The following is a 15,563-nucleotide window of genomic DNA, read 5'->3' on the forward strand; positions in this document are numbered from 1 at the left end:
CAGGCCGGGGGCCTTCGTTCCGCGGGGCGGTGGGGGTCGGCGACGAGAGCCCGGCCCCCACCGGACGGTCCCCGCCCCGCTCCTCTCCCGGAAGGGTCACGCGTCGTCACCTTCGCGCATGGGGACCCGCACGCCCCGCTCGTCCGCGACCGACTCCGCGATGTCGTACCCGGCGTCCACGTGCCGGATGACGCCCATGCCGGGGTCGTTGGTGAGGACACGGCGGATCTTCTCGCCGGCGAGCTTGGTGCCGTCGGCCACGGACACCTGGCCGGCGTGGATGGAGCGGCCCATGCCGACGCCGCCGCCGTGGTGGATGGAGACCCAGGAGGCGCCGGAGGCCACGTTGACCATGGCGTTCAGCAGGGGCCAGTCGGCGATCGCGTCGGAGCCGTCGAGCATGGCCTCGGTCTCGCGGTACGGAGAGGCGACGGAACCGGCGTCGAGGTGGTCTCGGCCGATGACCAGCGGGGCCGCCAGCTCACCCGAGGCCACCATGTCGTTGAAGCGCTCGCCTGCCTTGTCGCGCTCGCCGTAGCCGAGCCAGCAGATACGGGCGGGCAGGCCCTGGAAGTGGACGCGCTCACCGGCCAGCTTGATCCAGCGGGCCAGGGACTCGTTCTCCGGGAAGAGCTCGAGCATCGCCCGGTCGGTCTTGGCGATGTCGGCCGGGTCGCCGGAGAGCGCCGCCCAGCGGAAGGGGCCCTTGCCCTCGCAGAACAGCGGGCGGATATATGCCGGGACGAAGCCGGGGAACGCGAACGCCCGCTCGTATCCGGCGAGTTGCGCCTCGCCCCGGATGGAGTTGCCGTAGTCGAAGACCTCGGCGCCGGCGTCCATGAAGCCGACCATCGCCTCGACGTGCCGTGCCATCGACTCGCGGGCCCGGGTGGTGAAGCCGGCCGGGTCCTTCGCGGCGGCGTCGGCCATGTCCTCGAAGGCGATCCCGGTCGGCAGGTAGGCGAGCGGGTCGTGGGCCGAGGTCTGGTCGGTGACGATGTCGATGGGGGCGCCCATCGCGAGCAGCTGCGGGACGAGTTCGGCGGCGTTGCCGAGAACGCCGATGGAGAGCGGCCTGCGCTGGTCACGGGCCTCGACGGCGAGCCGGAGCGCGTGGTCCGGGTTGTCGGCCCTGACGTCCAGGTAGCGGTGCTCGATGCGGCGGTCGATCGCGCGCGGGTCGACGTCGACACAGATCGCGACGCCGTCGTTCATCGTGACGGCGAGGGGCTGGGCGCCGCCCATGCCGCCGAGGCCGGCGGTGAGGGTGATCGTGCCGGCGAGGGTGCCGCCGAACTTCTTCGCGGCGACGGCGGCGAAGGTCTCGTAGGTGCCCTGGAGGATGCCCTGGGTGCCGATGTAGATCCAGGAACCGGCGGTCATCTGGCCGTACATGGTGAGGCCGAGGGTCTCCAGCCGGCGGAACTCCTCCCAGTTGGCCCAGTCGCCGACGAGGTTGGAGTTGGCGATGAGGACGCGCGGGGCCCACTCGTGGGTCTGCATCACGCCGACCGGGCGGCCGGACTGGACCAGCATGGTCTCGTCCTGCTTGAGGGTCCTGAGCGTGCGGACCATCGCGTCGAAGGAGCGCCAGTCACGGGCCGCCTTGCCCGTGCCGCCGTAGACGACGAGCTTGTCGGGGTGTTCGGCGACCTCGGGGTCGAGGTTGTTCTGCAGCATCCGCAGGGCGGCTTCCTGCTGCCATCCCAGGGCGCTCAGTTCCGTACCGCGTGGCGCTCGTACGGGGCGGGGTCCTGACATGGTCTGCCTCCTTGCGGATGGGTGATCCCGGGGTGTTGCTGTTGTTATTCACATCCTGACTTGATGAATAGAACTAGTCAATACATCGGAGCCGCGACCTGAGTGGCCACCGGGCCACGAAGGGGGCAGCCGGGCCACGAAGGGGGCAACCGGGCCACGAAGGGGAGTACCGAGCCGCACCACGAGGCGGCACGAGGCGGGGCGAGGCGACACGGCGGCACGCGGCGGGGCGTCCTGCGGGATCGGCGCGGAACAGCGGCAGGCCAGGGCGGGAACGCAGGGAACGAGGGGGCGTACGCCTTCGCGTTCGCCACCCCGCTTGGACGCGCACGCCGTTGACACGCGCCGGTGGACACGTGTTGAACGGTGAGGAAGGGGCGCCTGGGGCTCGATACGACCCAAAACGGGGACAGTCGACCCACCTTAGTCACCTCACCGCATGTTCCGCTGGAAAATGCCAGAAGACTCACCCCCCGCGCATACGTTGCGTAGCGTCTTCATCACTCAGCCGAACGGCAGGCGGGAGGGGAGCCCAACGGTGCCCGGAATCGACGAGTGTCTACTGGAGGCCATGCGGCTGCCCGGCGCCAGGGGCGCCGCGCTGGTCGACTGGACGAGCGGGCTGGCCCTGGGCTCGGTCGGGGAGTTCCCCGGCGGCGACCACGAGGCGGCGGCCGCCGAGGCCGCCGAGGTCGCCCGGCTCACGGCCGAGCAGCGGGCGTTCGCCCCGGACGGCTACGCCGACCGTGCCGACCACGAAGACCACGCCGGCGACGGGGAGGGATCGGCGGCCCCCCGGCCCGGGGCCGCCGATCCACCGGTCGAGGACCTGATCATCAGCAACCGGGACAGCTACCACGTGCTCCGCTTCGTGCCGACGTCGTTCGACAGCAGCGTGTTCCTGCACGTGTGGCTGTCCCGGCCGGACGGCAACCTCGCGCTGGCCCGGATCCGGCTGGGCGAGATGGCCGGACGGCTGGTGCTGGGATGACCGCGGTGAGAACGACCCCGCAGGGGACGACCCCGCCGCCCCGGCTGCCCGTGCGGGAGAAGTCGCCGGCCCGGGAGCGCGGCGGCGGACTGTCGCCGATGCTGACCCGGCTCGCGGCCGAACGGGCCACCGGCGTCCTGGAGCGGGAGCGCGGCTCGCTCTACCTCGCCGAGGGCCGTGTGGTGCACGCCGAGAGCCCGCTCGCCCCGGGCCTCGACGTGCTCCTCCTGGCCCACGGCACCCTCGCCGCCGCCGTCTGGCAGGACGCGGTGGACCGGGCCGACGAGGAATACGGCGTCGCCCGTCTCCTGCTCGACGCCGGCCGCGTCCCGCGCGGTGCGCTGGAGCTGTGCCACCTAGAAACGGTGTACGACGCGGCGTACTTCGCGCTCACCCCCAGCAGCACCCCGGGCCACTTCCGGTACGGCGCCGGGCACTGGCTGGGCACGCTCCGGCCGGTCCCGGTCGAGGCGGTCGAGCGCGAGACACTGCGCCGGCGCGAGCTGCTGAACCGGCTGTGGCCGGACCCGCTGACCGACGGGGCGCCGCTGCGGCGGTCCGAGACCGTCGCCGCGCCCACGCCGACCGCCCGGCAGAGCGCGGTGCTGGCCCTGGTGGACGGCGTACGCACCGCGTCGGACATCGCCCGGGAGCTGGGCCGGCAGGCCTTCCACACCCTGGTGGACGTCCGGCGGCTGGCGGCGGCGGGCCTGCTCACCGGACTCTTCCCGCCGCCCCGGGCGCACCGCGCGCCGGCCGCGCCCCCGATCCACCCCGGTCTGGCCGCGAGCCCCGCGGCCCCGGTCCCGGACCCGGCACCGGGTATCACCCTGCCCCGTGTCAACGACCCCGACATCACCTTGCTGAAGAGGCTCAGGGATGCGCTGGAGGCCCTTTGAACGGCAGCGACCGCGCGCCGAGAGGAGCGAGCTGATGGTGTCCGAGCCCGAGATACTCGACGAACTTCGGCGACTGCGGGCCCGCGTGCCCCAGTTGACCGGCGCCCTGACGGCCGGCGTGGACGGCCTCGTCCTCGCCCACGACACGCCCGGCGTGGAGCCGGAGGTGGTGGCCGCGCTGACCGCCGCCGCCCTCGGCGTCGCGGTGCGGATGGCGGACACGACCGGCCAGGGCGACTTCCGCGAGCTGCTCGTGCGCGGGGTCTACGGCTACGTCGCGACGTACGCGGCCGGTGAGAGCGCGGTCCTGACCCTGCTCGCCCAGGACCGCGTCAACGTCGGCCGGCTGCACCTGGAGGGCCGCCGGGCCGGGGCCCGCATCGGGGAACTCGTCGACGCGTGGGAGGCGAAGGTGCGGGAGGCGAAGGCCGCCTCCGCCGCCACACCGGCCAGGGCACCGGCGAAGACCCCGGCGAAGCCGCCCGTGCGGACGCCCGCCAAGCCACCCATCGTACGGACCAGATCGGCGCGCGGTTCAGGGACCACCAACGCGCGCACCACCACGGAAAGTTGAGAAGGAACCGAGGAGCACTGTCATGGCCAACACCGAAACCACACTGAAAGAGTGTCTCGCCTCGATCGAGGGCGCGACCGGAGTCGCGCTCGTCGACTACACGAGCGGCATGGCGCTGGGCACGATGGGCGGCAGCAAGACGTTCGACCTGAACGTCGCCGCCGCCGGAAACACCGACGTGGTGCGCGCCAAGATGCGCACCATGGAGCACCTCGGGCTCAAGGGCCAGATCGAGGACATCCTGATCACGCTGAACGACCAGTACCACCTGATCCGGCTGATCAGCGGCCGCGGCGGCAACGGGCTCTTCATGTACCTGGTCCTGGACGCCAAGCGGGCCAACCTGGCGATGGCCCGCCACCAGTTGAAGAGGATCGAGGAGGACCTCGAGGTGTAGCCGGACCGACCGGACCCGCCACACCGACCGGACCCGCCACACCGGCCGGACCCGCTCCCCCTGTGCAGGACGGCTAGACCAGCGCCGCGGTGCGGCGGCGGGCCCCGCCCGGGGCCGCGTCGCCCGCCGCGATGCCGGTGCTGCGGTACGCCTTGACGGCCTTGCCGGCCGGGCGTCCGCCGTGCCGGTCCAGCCAGTCGACGCGCACCCACAGCAGCGCGTCCTCGGCCCGCTCGCGCCGCCCGAGCCAGGCGGCCTTCAGCCGCAGCCCGGCCCCGCAGCCGGCGAGCAGCAGGCCGGCCGCCGCGGGCACCACGAAGGAGCTGCCGAGCGCGGCCACTAAGGCGAGCAGCAGCCACCAGCGGTGACCGTGCCGCCAGGTGCCGACGGTCACCGCCCGGTCCTGGAGCACATCGCTCTTGCCGGCCCGGGCGGCCCCGCGGCCGAGTCCCGTCATCCGCCGACGGCCGCGGGACGCCACCACGGCGACGGCGACGATGAAGAGCGCGGCCCCGGCCAGCACTCCGATCCGCCGCCCGGTGAGTCCGGGCACCAGGACCCCGACCCCCGCCGTGAACACCCCGCACCACCACAACGGCGCGGCTCCGGCCCGTACGACGACGGCCACCCGAGCCAGCCCCTGCCCTCCGCGCGCCACGTCCGCCTCCTGGTCTCTCCGGCACAGTTCCGTGACCGCTCAGACTAGTGAGCGAACGTGAGACGAGTCTGAGAGAACGCCCCGGAGAACCGGGCCCCGCAGGCGCGGCGGCGGCCTACTCGACGAAGAGCCCCCGCGCCGCGGCCCGCGCGTCGAACTCCTCCAGCCGGACCTGCGCGTCGGGCAGGTCGTCGCACATCGCCTCCAGCAGCACCCGCCCCAGCAGCATCGGCGCGCACGCCGTGTCGAAGGCGAGGCCGGTGCCGACGGCGGCCGGCAGCAGCAGGTCGGAGACCTTGGCGACCGGCGCGAACGCGGAGTCGGCGACCGTCACCACGCTCAGCCCCGCCCCCCGGGCGTAGGCGAGGGTGTCGACGACCTCGCGCGGATGCCGGGGCAGCGCGAAGCAGAGCAGGGCCGAGGCGCCCGCCCGGACGGCGGCGTCGATCCGGTCGTGGATCATCGTGCCGCCCTCGTTCAGCAGCCGTACGTCCGGATGGACCTTGGCCGCGAAGTACGCGAACCCGTACGCCTGGGAGGCGGCGGCCCGCAGTCCGAGCACGGGAAGCGGACGCGAGGCCGCCAGCAGCCGGCCCGCCCGCTGTACCGGCCGGGGATCGGCGAGCAGTTCGGCGAGGTGCCTCAGGTTCTCGATCTCGGCCTCGACGGCCTGCTGGTACTCGTTGTACGAGGCCGAGCCCGCCGTCTGTTCGGCGGGAGCGACCTCGCGCAGGTGCTTGCGCAGGGCGGGGTAGCCGTCGAAGCCGAGGGCCACCGCGAAGCGGGTCACGGACGGCTGGCTGACGCCCGCGAGCTCGGCCAGCTCGACGCTGGACAGGAACGGCACGTCGGCGGCGCGCCGCACCATGCTGTGCGCGATGCGCCGCTGGGTCGGCGTCAGCCGGTGCCCCTCGAAGAGCGCCTGCAGCCGGGCGGCGGGACTGTCCGGCGCACCCGCACCCGCACCCGGCGCCCCGGCACCACCCGGCGCACCGGTACCCCGCACACCGGCACCCGGCACTCCCCCACCGATCCCCGTCTCCGCGCTCATGCCCCGCTCCCCCTCCAGATGTCCGTGAACCGGTCCAGCAGGCCGGCCGCCGCGCGCACGTCGTCCGTGAGCGGCCGGTCGGCCTGTTCCGCGTCGAGCACCGACTCGGCCAGCTCCAGCGCGCGCGCCACCGGAAGTCCCGGCTCGGGCCGCAGCTCGCGCTGGCGCAGTGCCCGTACGGCGGCCACGAGTTCGCAGCCGACGACGAGACGGTACGCGGCACAGGCACGCAGTGTCTGCCGGGCGGCGAGCGAGGCGAAACTGGCCTGTTCCTCGACGCCCCGGGAGAGTACAGCGTGGCCGAGCGAGGCGGGCGCGGAGAAGGCCCGCAGGTCACCGAGGGCGGCCGCGGCGGCGTACTCGAGGATCATCACGCCGGAGGAGGCGGGCTCGGCGTCGGCGAGGAAGGGGCGCAGCCGGGTGTAGGCCGGTTCGTTCAGGGTCGACAGGCGGGAGGTGGACAGCCGTGCCACCTGGGTCAGTGCCAGTCTGAAGTGGTCCAGGGCGAGGGCGAGCTGGGCCTGGTAGAAGCCGCCGTGGTGGTAGGCGGCCATGTCCTCGGCGCAGATGAGCGGGTTCTCGGCGGCCGCGTTGATCTCGATGCCGACCACCTCCTCCAGGGCGTCGGCGGCGTCGTGCGCGGGGCCGTGGATCTGGGGCAGGCAGCGGAAGCCGTAGGGGTCCTGGATCCTGCCGAGGGGCGGCGTGGGCCGGTCCTGTGCGCCGGTCAACTCCCGCATCCGGCGGGCGACTTCGGCGGACCCCCGGTGCGGGCGGGCGGCGTGCACGGGGGCGGCGTACGCCTCGTGCGAGCCGTCCACGGCGAGCAGCGAGAGCGCGCCGACGACCTGGGTGGCCTCCAGGAGCCCGCGCAGTTCGTGCAGGGCGAGGGCGGACTGGCCGAGGGTGAGGGCGTTGCTGCTGATGAGCGCGAGGGCGTCGTTGTTGTCGAGCTGCTGCGGCTCGGGGGCTCCGGTGCCGCGCCACGGGTGCTCCCCCACCAGCGCGAGCCCGACCTGCGCCAGCGCCGCCAGGTCGCCGGTCCCCACCGAGCCGAACTCGTTGACGACCGGATACGCCCCGTTCTCCAGGGCCTCGCACAGGGCCGTGACGACGCCGGGCCGCAGACCGGCGCCCCCGGCGAGCAGCTGGTTGGCGCGGACCGCGAGCATGGCCCGGACCTGCCGGGCGGGCAGTTCCTCGCCGATGGCGCCGGCGTGGCTGCGCAGCAGGCGCAGGCCGTGCTCGGCGGCCGCGTCGGTGGGCACGTCCTCGTTCCGGTTGGCGCCGACTCCGGTGGAGCGGCCGTAGACGCGACCGGTGGCGGCGATCAGACGGGCGGCGTCCCACGCCTCGGTCATCCGCTTCGTCGCGTCGGTGCCGGGGACCGGCCGGGCGGCCCGGTCGGCGAGGCGCGCGACGTCCGCGACACCGAGGGCGATCCCGTCGAGGACCACGAGACCGGAGCCCGTCACAGGAGAGGCGTCCACCATCCGAGACGACATAAGGCTATGAATCCCCTCAATCCGGACACGCGATCTTGCCTGACGGTCATCCGTTACCTCGGATTAACACCGAACCGTTGACAAGCTATTCATCTACCGAGAACTCTGCATGACGTTATACAGCCGGGCAAGGGACAACTCATGATCCAGTTCGACGCGGTCCACAAGCGCTTCCCCAACGGCACGACAGCGGTCCACGATCTCTCCCTCCACATGCCGGAGGGCGGTGTGACCGTGCTGGTCGGTTCCTCCGGTTGCGGCAAGACGACCACCCTGCGGATGATCAACCGGATGGTCGACCCGACCTCCGGAACCATCAACGTCAACGGCAGGGACGTCACCCGGCAGGACGCGGCCGAACTGCGCCGCTCCATCGGGTACGTCATCCAGCAGTCGGGGCTCTTCCCGCACCGCACGGTGCTCGACAACATCGCCACCGTGCCGCTGCTGCTCGGCCACGGCCGCCGCAGGGCCCGCGCCCGCGCGGCCGAACTGCTGGAGACCGTCGGCCTGTCCGCCGACTCGGGCAAGCGTTACCCGCACCAGCTGTCCGGCGGCCAGCAGCAGCGCGTGGGCGTGGCCCGCGCGCTCGCCGCCGACCCGCCCGTGCTTCTCATGGACGAGCCCTTCGGCGCGGTCGACCCGGTGGTACGCACCCAGCTCCAGGACGAACTGCTCAGGTTGCAGAAGGAGTTGAGCAAGACCATCGTCTTCGTCACGCACGACATCGACGAGGCCGTCCGCCTCGGCGACCAGATCGCCGTGTTCCGCACGGGCGGCCACCTGGTCCAGTGCGCCTCGCCCACCGAGCTGCTCGCCCGCCCGGCCGACGACTTCGTGGCCGACTTCCTCGGCGCCGAGCGCGGCCTGAAGCTGCTCTCGCTGACGACCCTCGCGGATGTCCCCCAGGGCCCCGCCCCCGAGGGCGGCGCCTGGACTCTCGTGCTCGACGAGGCCCGCAAGCCGCTGCACTGGACGCCAAAGGACACCGCCGGGACCGCCGTACCCGTGCGCCCCCTCAAGGACGGCGACTCCCTGCTGTCCGCGCTCAACGAGTCGGTCGCCTCCCCCACCGGGCTCGTCGCCCGCGTCGACGCGGCCGGCGTCCTCACCGGTGTCACCTCCCGCGACGACATCCACACCCGCGCCGGCCGGGCCCACACCGAGGCGCGGGTGGCGGTATGAGCATCGACTGGTCCTGGATATCGGGCCACACCGACGACCTGACGACCCTCACGATCTCCCATCTCGAGGCCGCGCTGACCGCCGTTCTCCTCGGACTGCTGATCAGCCTCCCCCTCGCGGTGATCGCCCACCGGGTCCGCCCGCTGCGCGGCTTTCTGCTCGGCCTGTCCAACGTGCTGTTCACGATCCCGTCGATCGCGATCTTCGTGCTGCTGCTGCCGGTCAGCGGTCTCACCCGCACCACCACCGTCATCGGCCTGACCGTCTACACCCTGGTCGTGCTGCTGCGGAACACGGTCGAAGGGCTCGACTCCGTCCCGGCGAAGACCAAGGAGGCCGCCAAGGCGATGGGCACGCGCCCCCTGCGCACGCTCCTCACCGTCGAGTTCCCGCTCGCGCTCCCTGTGATCATGGCTGGCGTCCGCATCGCGACGGTCATGTCGATCTCCCTGGTCTCCGTCGCCACCTACATCGGCGACGGCGGCCTCGGCCAGCTCTTCACCGACGGCTTCCAGCGCGACTTCCCGACCCCGGTGATCGCGGGAGTGGTCCTCACGATCCTCCTGGCGGTCGTCGCCGACGCGGCTCTGGTCGGCGTCCAGTACCTCCTCACCCCGTGGAAGAGGCGGCGAGCCTGATGTTCGAACTGATCAAGAACCTCGGCGACTGGCTGACCAGCGGCGCCCAGTGGTCCGGCTCGGACGGCATCGCGCACCGTCTCGCCGAACACCTCCAGTACTCGCTGCTGGCCACCCTCATCGCGGCCGTGATCGGCCTCCCGATCGGCCTGCTCATCGGCCACACCGGCCGGGGCGCGTTCCTCGCGATCAACCTGGCCTCCTTCGGCCGGGCCCTGCCGACCGTCGGCCTGGTCGTGCTGGTCTTCCTGGCCGGTGGCCTGTCGATGCTGCCGGTGTACGTGGCGCTCGTCGCCCTCGCGGTCCCGTCCATCGTCACCAACACCTACGCGGGCATGACGGCCGTCGACCCGGACGTGAAGGACGCGGCCCGCGGCCAGGGCATGCGGGGCCACCAGGTCCTGTTCCAGGTGGAGCTGCCGCTGGCCCTCCCGCTGGTCATGACCGGCCTGCGCCTCGCGCTCATCCAGGTGGTCGCCACGGCCACCATCGCCGCATACGTCTCCTTCGGCGGCCTCGGCCGCTACGTCTTCGACGGCCTCGCCCAGCGCGACCTCGTCCAGGTGCTCGGCGGCGCGCTCCTGGTCGCCGCCGTCGCCATCGTCCTGGACCTGGCGCTCTCCGGCGTCCAGCGCCTCCTTTTCCGGCACCGCCCCGCACAGACCGCCTAGGGAACCCCCGACATGAACCGACGCATGATCCTCGGCGGCCTGTTCGCGGCCGCGACCGTCCCCGCCCTCTCCGCCTGCGCGGGCGGCATCACCTCCCTCGACAACGAGGGCACCACCTCCGCCGGCAGCGGCTCCAGCAAGGACGGGGTCACCATCGGCACCGCCAACTTCACCGAGAACCAGGTGCTGGGCTACCTCTACGCGGCCGCCCTCGAAGCGGCCGGTGTGAAGGTGAAGGTCCGCCCCAACCTCGGCACCCGGGAGATCGTGATCCCCGCCCTCAGGAGCGGCGACATCGATCTGCTGCCCGAGTACCAGGGCGCCCTCCTCAACTACCTCGACCCCAAGGCCACCGCCGCGGAGGAGGGCGCGATGCAGAACGCCCTCACCCTCGCCCTGCCGCCCGGTCTCCAGGTCCTGCCGTACGGCCTGGCGGAGGACTCCGACGCCTTCGTCGTCACCCGGGAGACCGCGAAGAAGTACGGACTGACCTCACTCGCCGATCTGAAGAAGCAGAACGGCAAACTGGTCATCGGCGCGGCCCCCGAGGTGAAGAAGCGCCAGGTCGGCGTGGTCGGCCTCAAGGACGTGTACGGGGTGGACTTCAAGGAGTTCAAGTCCCTCGACTCCGACGGCCCGCTGGTCAAGGGCGCCCTGAAGAAGGGCGACGTGGACGTGGCGAACCTCTTCACCACCGACACGGACATCGAGGCCAACGACTGGGTGGTCCTGACCGACCCGCAGAACCTGATCCCCAGCCAGCACATCGTCCCCCTCGTCGCCGACCGCAAGGCCGACTCCACCGTCCGCAAGGCACTGGCGAAGCTCGGAAACGTCCTCACGACCGCCCAGCTCACCGAGCTCAACCGCCAGGTGGACAAGGACAAGAAGGACCCGGAGGACGTGGCGAACGCGTACGCGAAGCAGCACGGGCTGGCGAAGTAGCCCCGCCCGTGCCCGTCGCCGCCCCCCTTCCCGTCCCCGTCCTCCTCCGGAGCCGAACCCGACCCCGGACAGGCCGAACCCGACCCCGGACAGGGGGGCTATCCCCAGTGCGGCGGGCGTCCCCGCTCCCTAGCCTGGTCTTCATGACGGGATGGGAGACCACCATGGAAGCGCGGGACACGGACCTGAGGAAGGACCTCGACGCCACCCTGCAGACCCGCAGGGAACTGGGCGAGGAGTACGAGTCCGCACTGGTGGACTCGTTCCTGGAGAAGGTCGACCAGCGCATCGACGGCGCGGTGGAGCGCCGGGTGCGGCGGCAGTTCGCGGAGCAGCAGATGGTGGCGGCCCGGGACGCCCGCTCGCCGAAGGCGACGGACTCGTGGGGCGAGCGCTTCGGCTTCGGCATCGTCTCACTGGTGCTGGCGGTCCCGTTGTCCGCGATCGGCGCGGGTACGGCGCACCTGCCGGGCCTGATCGTCTCCTGGGTGGGCATCGTGGGTGTCAACGCGGTCCAGGCCGCCCGCTCCCACCCCGGCCTCTTCGGCACCCGTCGCCACCCCTCGAAGGACGGCGACTGGGAGGAGTGACCCGGGGCCGCGGAGGAGTGACCCGGGGCCGCGGGCCGGTGGCCGGGAACCGGGACTCACGCCTGCCGGGTCGGCAGCACCATGATCTGCCGCAGGTTGACGTGCCGGGGACGGCTGGTGGCGTAGCCCACGACGTCGGCGATCTCGGCGGCGGACAGCCCGCCGATCGCGTCGAACATGCCGTCCAGCTGTCCGGCCAGCTCGGCGTTGTCGAGGTGCGTCGCCAGCTCGGTCTCGGTCAGCCCCGGCTCCACGTTGGTGACCCGCACGTCACGCGGCCCGAACTCGACGCGCAGCGCCTGGGAGAGGTACGTGACGGCCGCCTTGGTGGCGCCGTACACCCCGTAGTTCGGGAACGCGATGTGCGCGGCGATGGACGAGACGTTCACCAGGTCCGCTGCCCGCCCCTCGGCGGCGGCACCCACCAGGTCCCCGGTGAAGGCGCGGATCACCCGCAGCACTCCGGTGACGTTGGTGTCGAGCATCCGCCGCCACTCGTCGATCCGGCCGTCGTCGACGGGGTTGGGCAGCATGACGCCGGCGTTGTTGACGACCAGGTCGACGTTCCCGTAGGCCTCGTGGACGGCGGCCACCGCCGCGTCCACCGACGCGTCGTCGGTGACGTCGGCGACGACGGCCAGGGCCTCGCCCCCGTCTGCGCGGATCTTCCCGACGACCGCCTCCAGCCGGTCCCCGCGCCGGGCCAGCAGCGCGACCCGGGCACCCGAGGCGGCGAGCAGCACGGCCACCGCCTCACCGATCCCGCTGGCGGCCCCGGTGACGACGGCGGTACGCCCGGCGAGGCTCGGGTACTGGTGCCCGTACCGGCTCTCGTACCGGTTTCCGTTCTGGTTCTCGTGCGACATCCGCTGCTCCTGGGAAGGTGGTGACCGGGGCTGCTCCCCGGCGGCACGCACCAGCCTCGCCGCCCGTGTCCGCGCTACCCAGGGATACGCCTTTCCTGGGTCTGCCAGTACCAGGTTCGTGGTCCGCTCCTCCCCTACCATCGAACGCATGGACGGGGACCTTGGAGACTTTCTGCGCTCACGCCGCGCCCGCATCCAGCCCGAGGAGGTCGGACTGCCCTCGTACGGGCGCCGACGCGTACCCGGTCTGCGTCGCGAGGAGGTGGCGCAGCTCGCGGGAGTGAGCGTCGACTACTACATCCGTCTGGAACAGGGCAGGGGCCCCGGGGGTCCCTCCCGGACGAAGTCCGGGGGAGTCAGCGACGCGGTCCTTGACGCCGTGGCGCGCGTCCTGCGCCTGGACGACACGGAGCACGCCTATCTGCGCGCCGTCGCACGCCCCCGCAGGCCGGCCGGGCGACCGGCCGCGCCCCGCGTACGCCCGGGGGTTCAGGCGCTGCTCGACAGCATGGAGCGCACCCCGGCCTTCGTGCTGGACCAGCGGATGGACGTGCTGGCGTGGAACACGCTCGCCGACGCGGTGTTCGGCTACGGCCGGACCGGGCCCGAGGGCCGCAGCATCCCGCGGCACGTCTTCCTCGACCCCGGTTCCCACGACTTCTACCCGGAGTGGTCCGCGGTGGCCGTCCAGTGCGTGGCGCACCTGCGGATGCTGGCGGGCCATCACCAGGAGGACCGCCGGCTGACCGCGCTCGTCGGGGAACTCTCGCTGAAGAGCGAGGACTTCCGCAGGCTGTGGGCCGATCACCCGGTCCGGGAGTGCGCCTACGGGGTGAAGCGGATCCAGCACCCGGTCGCGGGCCTGCTGACCTTCCCGTACGAGACGCTGGCGGTGTCGGCGGACCCGGACCAGAGCCTGCTGGTCTACACCGCGGAAGCGGGCTCCGGGACGGAGGAGCGGCTGCGGCTGCTGGGCAGCTGGAAAGCCACGCAGGCGCAGACGTCGTCCTAGGCGGTTTCCGCGGGAGAAGAAGCTTGCGCGGGGACCGCCGCACCCCCGTTGCCGGGGGGCGGGACGACGGCGGTCCCCGCGAGGGACGCGGGCCGGGTCAGGCCGGGCTTGCGCGTCCGTGGCGTCGGTGGATGGTCCGGGAGCCGCTCCGGAGGTCCGTGACGCCGTTTCGGTGCCGGTGGGGCGGGGAGCCGCTCCCGCCCTGCCGACATCCATAAATATGCCGGACGCGTGTTAACCGGGTGCTGCGTGCACGTGACACGCTCGTACCACTTCCGCGAAGTCCACCACTTCGGTAGGCAAACGGAAGTTCAGCGCTCAAAGGGGCCGTTCACCGCAGGTTTCCCGGAAGTTACGGCCCCTGCCCCCCGGAAGTTACTTCCCGCCCTTGGCCAGGAAGGCCAGCAGGTCCTGGCGGCTGACGACCCCGGTGGGCTTGCCCTCGACGAGGACGATCGCCGCGTCCGCGGTGCCGAGCACGGACATCAGGTCGCCGACCGGCTCGCCGGAGCCGACCTGGGGCAGCGGGGCGGACATGTGCTTCTCCAGCGGGTCGCCGAGGGAGGCCCGCTGGGTGAACAGCGCGTCCAGCAGTTCCCGCTCCACGACCGAGCCGACGACCTCGGCGGCCATGACGTCCGGGTGACCGGCGCCCGGCTTCACGATCGGCATCTGGGAGACGCCGTACTCGCGCAGCACCTCGATGGCCTGGCCGACGGTCTCGTCCGGGTGCATGTGGACGAGGGACGGGATGGCGCCGTGCACCTTGTCGTTGAGGACGTCGGCGACGCGGGCGCTGGGCCCCTCGTCCTCGAGGAAGCCGTAGTCCGCCATCCACTCGTCGTTGAAGATCTTCGAGAGGTATCCACGACCGCTGTCGGGCAGCAGCACGACCACGACGTCGTCCGGGCCCAGCCGCTCGGCGACGCGCAGGGCGGCCACGACGGCCATCCCGCAGGAGCCGCCGACCAGCAGACCCTCCTCCTTCGCGAGGCGCCGGGTCATCTGGAAGGAGTCCTTGTCGGACACCGCGACGATCTCGTCGGCGACGGTCCGGTCGTAGGCGGTCGGCCAGAAGTCCTCACCGACACCCTCGACCAGGTACGGCCGCCCGGACCCGCCGGAGTACACGGACCCCTCGGGGTCGGCGCCGACGACCTGGACCCGGCCCTCGCTTGCGTCCTTCAGATAGCGGCCGGTGCCGGAGATGGTGCCACCGGTGCCGACACCGGCGACGAAGTGGGTGATCCGCCCCTCCGTCTGCTTCCACAGCTCGGGGCCGGTGGAGTGGTAGTGGGAGAGCGGGTTGTGCGCGTTGGAGTACTGGTCCGGCTTCCACGCGCCCGGCGTCTCACGCACCAGCCGGTCGGAGACGTTGTAGTACGAGTCCGGGTGCTCGGGGTCCACGGCGGTGGGGCAGACCACGACCTCGGCGCCGTACGCCCGCAGCACGTTGATCTTGTCCGTCGACACCTTGTCGGGGCACACGAAGATGCACTTGTACCCCTTCTGCTGCGCGACGATGGCCAGTCCGACCCCGGTGTTCCCGCTGGTCGGCTCGACGATCGTGCCCCCGGGCCCGAGCTCTCCGCTCTTCTCGGCGGCCTCGATCATGCGCAGGGCGATGCGGTCCTTCACGGAACCGCCCGGGTTGAAGTACTCCACCTTGGCCAGGACGGTCGCCCGGATGCCCTTGGTCACGCTGTTGAGCTTCACCAGCGGGGTGTTGCCGACGAGGCTGATCATCGAGTCGTGGAATTGCACCGTTGTCTCCGGTTGCTTGCAAAAACAGTGGTCGTAGTGGTTACGCCAGAGTACGG

Annotated in this window: 16 protein-coding genes; 10 read left to right on the top strand and 6 right to left on the bottom strand. The window is 72.1% G+C overall.

Annotation, left to right across the window (positions count from 1 at the left end):
- Positions 1–96: 96 nt before the first annotated feature.
- Positions 97–1,761, bottom strand: a complete 1,665-nt coding sequence (gene hutU, locus ACFWBB_RS21175; RefSeq protein ID WP_385274475.1) for a urocanate hydratase — start codon at positions 1,759–1,761, stop codon at positions 97–99.
- Between the two features lie 538 nt (positions 1,762–2,299).
- Here hutU and ACFWBB_RS21180 point away from each other — a divergent pair.
- From ACFWBB_RS21180 to ACFWBB_RS21195, 4 genes are read left to right on the top strand one after another with little or no spacing between them, the layout of a single operon-like run.
- Entirely contained in the window at positions 2,300–2,752 is a 453-nt protein-coding gene (locus ACFWBB_RS21180) for a hypothetical protein (RefSeq protein ID WP_385274478.1), read from the top strand.
- The gene (locus tag ACFWBB_RS21185; RefSeq protein WP_385274481.1) at positions 2,749–3,651 is read left to right on the top strand and encodes a transcriptional regulator; all 903 of its coding nucleotides are present in this window, start codon (positions 2,749–2,751) and stop codon (positions 3,649–3,651) included. The genes ACFWBB_RS21180 and ACFWBB_RS21185 overlap by 4 nt, the downstream gene beginning before the upstream one ends.
- A gap of 34 nt (positions 3,652–3,685) precedes the next feature.
- Complete coding sequence (locus ACFWBB_RS21190) at positions 3,686–4,225, top strand: roadblock/LC7 domain-containing protein (RefSeq protein ID WP_385274484.1); 540 nt, start codon at positions 3,686–3,688, stop codon at positions 4,223–4,225.
- 22 nt (positions 4,226–4,247) lie between these two features.
- Positions 4,248–4,622, top strand: a complete 375-nt coding sequence (locus ACFWBB_RS21195) for a hypothetical protein (protein ID WP_385274487.1) — start codon at positions 4,248–4,250, stop codon at positions 4,620–4,622.
- 73 nt (positions 4,623–4,695) lie between these two features.
- Here the strand turns inward: ACFWBB_RS21195 and ACFWBB_RS21200 are convergent, their stop codons facing one another.
- The 3 genes from ACFWBB_RS21200 to ACFWBB_RS21210 all read right to left on the bottom strand — a co-directional run bounded on the left by ACFWBB_RS21200 (position 4,696) and on the right by ACFWBB_RS21210 (position 7,836).
- Positions 4,696–5,280: a hypothetical protein gene (locus ACFWBB_RS21200; RefSeq protein WP_385274490.1), complete on the bottom strand. Its 585-nt coding sequence runs from the start codon at positions 5,278–5,280 to the stop codon at positions 4,696–4,698.
- A 115-nt stretch (positions 5,281–5,395) separates the two neighbouring features.
- Entirely contained in the window at positions 5,396–6,331 is a 936-nt protein-coding gene (locus ACFWBB_RS21205; RefSeq protein WP_385274493.1) for a MurR/RpiR family transcriptional regulator, read from the bottom strand.
- Positions 6,328–7,836, bottom strand: coding sequence for an aromatic amino acid ammonia-lyase (locus tag ACFWBB_RS21210; RefSeq protein ID WP_385274496.1), 1,509 nt, complete (start codon positions 7,834–7,836; stop codon positions 6,328–6,330). Before ACFWBB_RS21210 ends, ACFWBB_RS21205 begins: the two co-directional genes overlap by 4 nt.
- A gap of 141 nt (positions 7,837–7,977) precedes the next feature.
- On the opposite strand from ACFWBB_RS21210, the gene ACFWBB_RS21215 reads away from it, so the two are divergent.
- The 5 genes from ACFWBB_RS21215 to ACFWBB_RS21235 all read left to right on the top strand — a co-directional run bounded on the left by ACFWBB_RS21215 (position 7,978) and on the right by ACFWBB_RS21235 (position 11,865).
- On the top strand, positions 7,978–9,021 hold the full coding sequence (locus ACFWBB_RS21215) for an ABC transporter ATP-binding protein (protein WP_385274499.1): 1,044 nt from the start codon (positions 7,978–7,980) through the stop codon (positions 9,019–9,021).
- On the top strand, positions 9,018–9,659 hold the full coding sequence (locus tag ACFWBB_RS21220; RefSeq protein WP_385274502.1) for an ABC transporter permease: 642 nt from the start codon (positions 9,018–9,020) through the stop codon (positions 9,657–9,659). The genes ACFWBB_RS21215 and ACFWBB_RS21220 overlap by 4 nt, the downstream gene beginning before the upstream one ends.
- Positions 9,659–10,330, top strand: a complete 672-nt coding sequence (locus tag ACFWBB_RS21225; protein ID WP_385274505.1) for an ABC transporter permease — start codon at positions 9,659–9,661, stop codon at positions 10,328–10,330. Before ACFWBB_RS21220 ends, ACFWBB_RS21225 begins: the two co-directional genes overlap by 1 nt.
- Before the next feature lie 12 nt (positions 10,331–10,342).
- Positions 10,343–11,275, top strand: coding sequence for an ABC transporter substrate-binding protein (locus ACFWBB_RS21230; protein WP_385274508.1), 933 nt, complete (start codon positions 10,343–10,345; stop codon positions 11,273–11,275).
- 164 nt (positions 11,276–11,439) lie between these two features.
- Positions 11,440–11,865 (top strand): hypothetical protein, encoded by a 426-nt coding sequence (locus ACFWBB_RS21235; protein ID WP_385274624.1) that lies wholly within the window; start codon positions 11,440–11,442, stop codon positions 11,863–11,865.
- 56 nt (positions 11,866–11,921) lie between these two features.
- Here the strand turns inward: ACFWBB_RS21235 and ACFWBB_RS21240 are convergent, their stop codons facing one another.
- Positions 11,922–12,731, bottom strand: coding sequence for an SDR family oxidoreductase (locus ACFWBB_RS21240; protein ID WP_385274511.1), 810 nt, complete (start codon positions 12,729–12,731; stop codon positions 11,922–11,924).
- Positions 12,732–12,879: 148 nt separating this feature from the next.
- On the opposite strand from ACFWBB_RS21240, the gene ACFWBB_RS21245 reads away from it, so the two are divergent.
- Complete coding sequence (locus tag ACFWBB_RS21245) at positions 12,880–13,743, top strand: helix-turn-helix transcriptional regulator (RefSeq protein ID WP_385274514.1); 864 nt, start codon at positions 12,880–12,882, stop codon at positions 13,741–13,743.
- Between the two features lie 375 nt (positions 13,744–14,118).
- Here the strand turns inward: ACFWBB_RS21245 and ACFWBB_RS21250 are convergent, their stop codons facing one another.
- Positions 14,119–15,507 carry a cystathionine beta-synthase gene (locus ACFWBB_RS21250; protein ID WP_385274517.1) on the bottom strand — a complete coding sequence of 463 codons (1,389 nt, stop codon included), beginning with the start codon at positions 15,505–15,507 and terminating at the stop codon, positions 14,119–14,121.
- Between the last annotated feature and the right edge of the window lie 56 nt (positions 15,508–15,563).

This window comes from Streptomyces sp. NPDC060000, from assembly GCF_042737375.1.
In the GTDB taxonomy this organism is placed as follows: Bacteria; Actinomycetota; Actinomycetes; order Streptomycetales; family Streptomycetaceae; genus Streptomyces.

Excerpts from the sequence above, each read along its gene's own strand:
- hutU (WP_385274475.1), bottom strand. The coding sequence starts at position 1,761 with ATGTCAGGACCCCGCCCCGTACGAGCGCCACGCGGTACGGAACTGAGC.
- ACFWBB_RS21185 (WP_385274481.1), top strand. The coding sequence starts at position 2,749 with ATGACCGCGGTGAGAACGACCCCGCAGGGGACGACCCCGCCGCCCCGG.
- ACFWBB_RS21190 (WP_385274484.1), top strand. The coding sequence starts at position 3,686 with ATGGTGTCCGAGCCCGAGATACTCGACGAACTTCGGCGACTGCGGGCC.
- ACFWBB_RS21195 (WP_385274487.1), top strand. The coding sequence starts at position 4,248 with ATGGCCAACACCGAAACCACACTGAAAGAGTGTCTCGCCTCGATCGAG.
- ACFWBB_RS21205 (WP_385274493.1), bottom strand. The coding sequence starts at position 6,331 with ATGAGCGCGGAGACGGGGATCGGTGGGGGAGTGCCGGGTGCCGGTGTG.
- ACFWBB_RS21210 (WP_385274496.1), bottom strand. The coding sequence starts at position 7,836 with ATGTCGTCTCGGATGGTGGACGCCTCTCCTGTGACGGGCTCCGGTCTC.
- ACFWBB_RS21215 (WP_385274499.1), top strand. The coding sequence starts at position 7,978 with ATGATCCAGTTCGACGCGGTCCACAAGCGCTTCCCCAACGGCACGACA.
- ACFWBB_RS21220 (WP_385274502.1), top strand. The coding sequence starts at position 9,018 with ATGAGCATCGACTGGTCCTGGATATCGGGCCACACCGACGACCTGACG.
- ACFWBB_RS21225 (WP_385274505.1), top strand. The coding sequence starts at position 9,659 with ATGTTCGAACTGATCAAGAACCTCGGCGACTGGCTGACCAGCGGCGCC.
- ACFWBB_RS21230 (WP_385274508.1), top strand. The coding sequence starts at position 10,343 with ATGAACCGACGCATGATCCTCGGCGGCCTGTTCGCGGCCGCGACCGTC.
- ACFWBB_RS21235 (WP_385274624.1), top strand. The coding sequence starts at position 11,440 with ATGGAAGCGCGGGACACGGACCTGAGGAAGGACCTCGACGCCACCCTG.
- ACFWBB_RS21240 (WP_385274511.1), bottom strand. The coding sequence starts at position 12,731 with ATGTCGCACGAGAACCAGAACGGAAACCGGTACGAGAGCCGGTACGGG.
- ACFWBB_RS21245 (WP_385274514.1), top strand. The coding sequence starts at position 12,880 with ATGGACGGGGACCTTGGAGACTTTCTGCGCTCACGCCGCGCCCGCATC.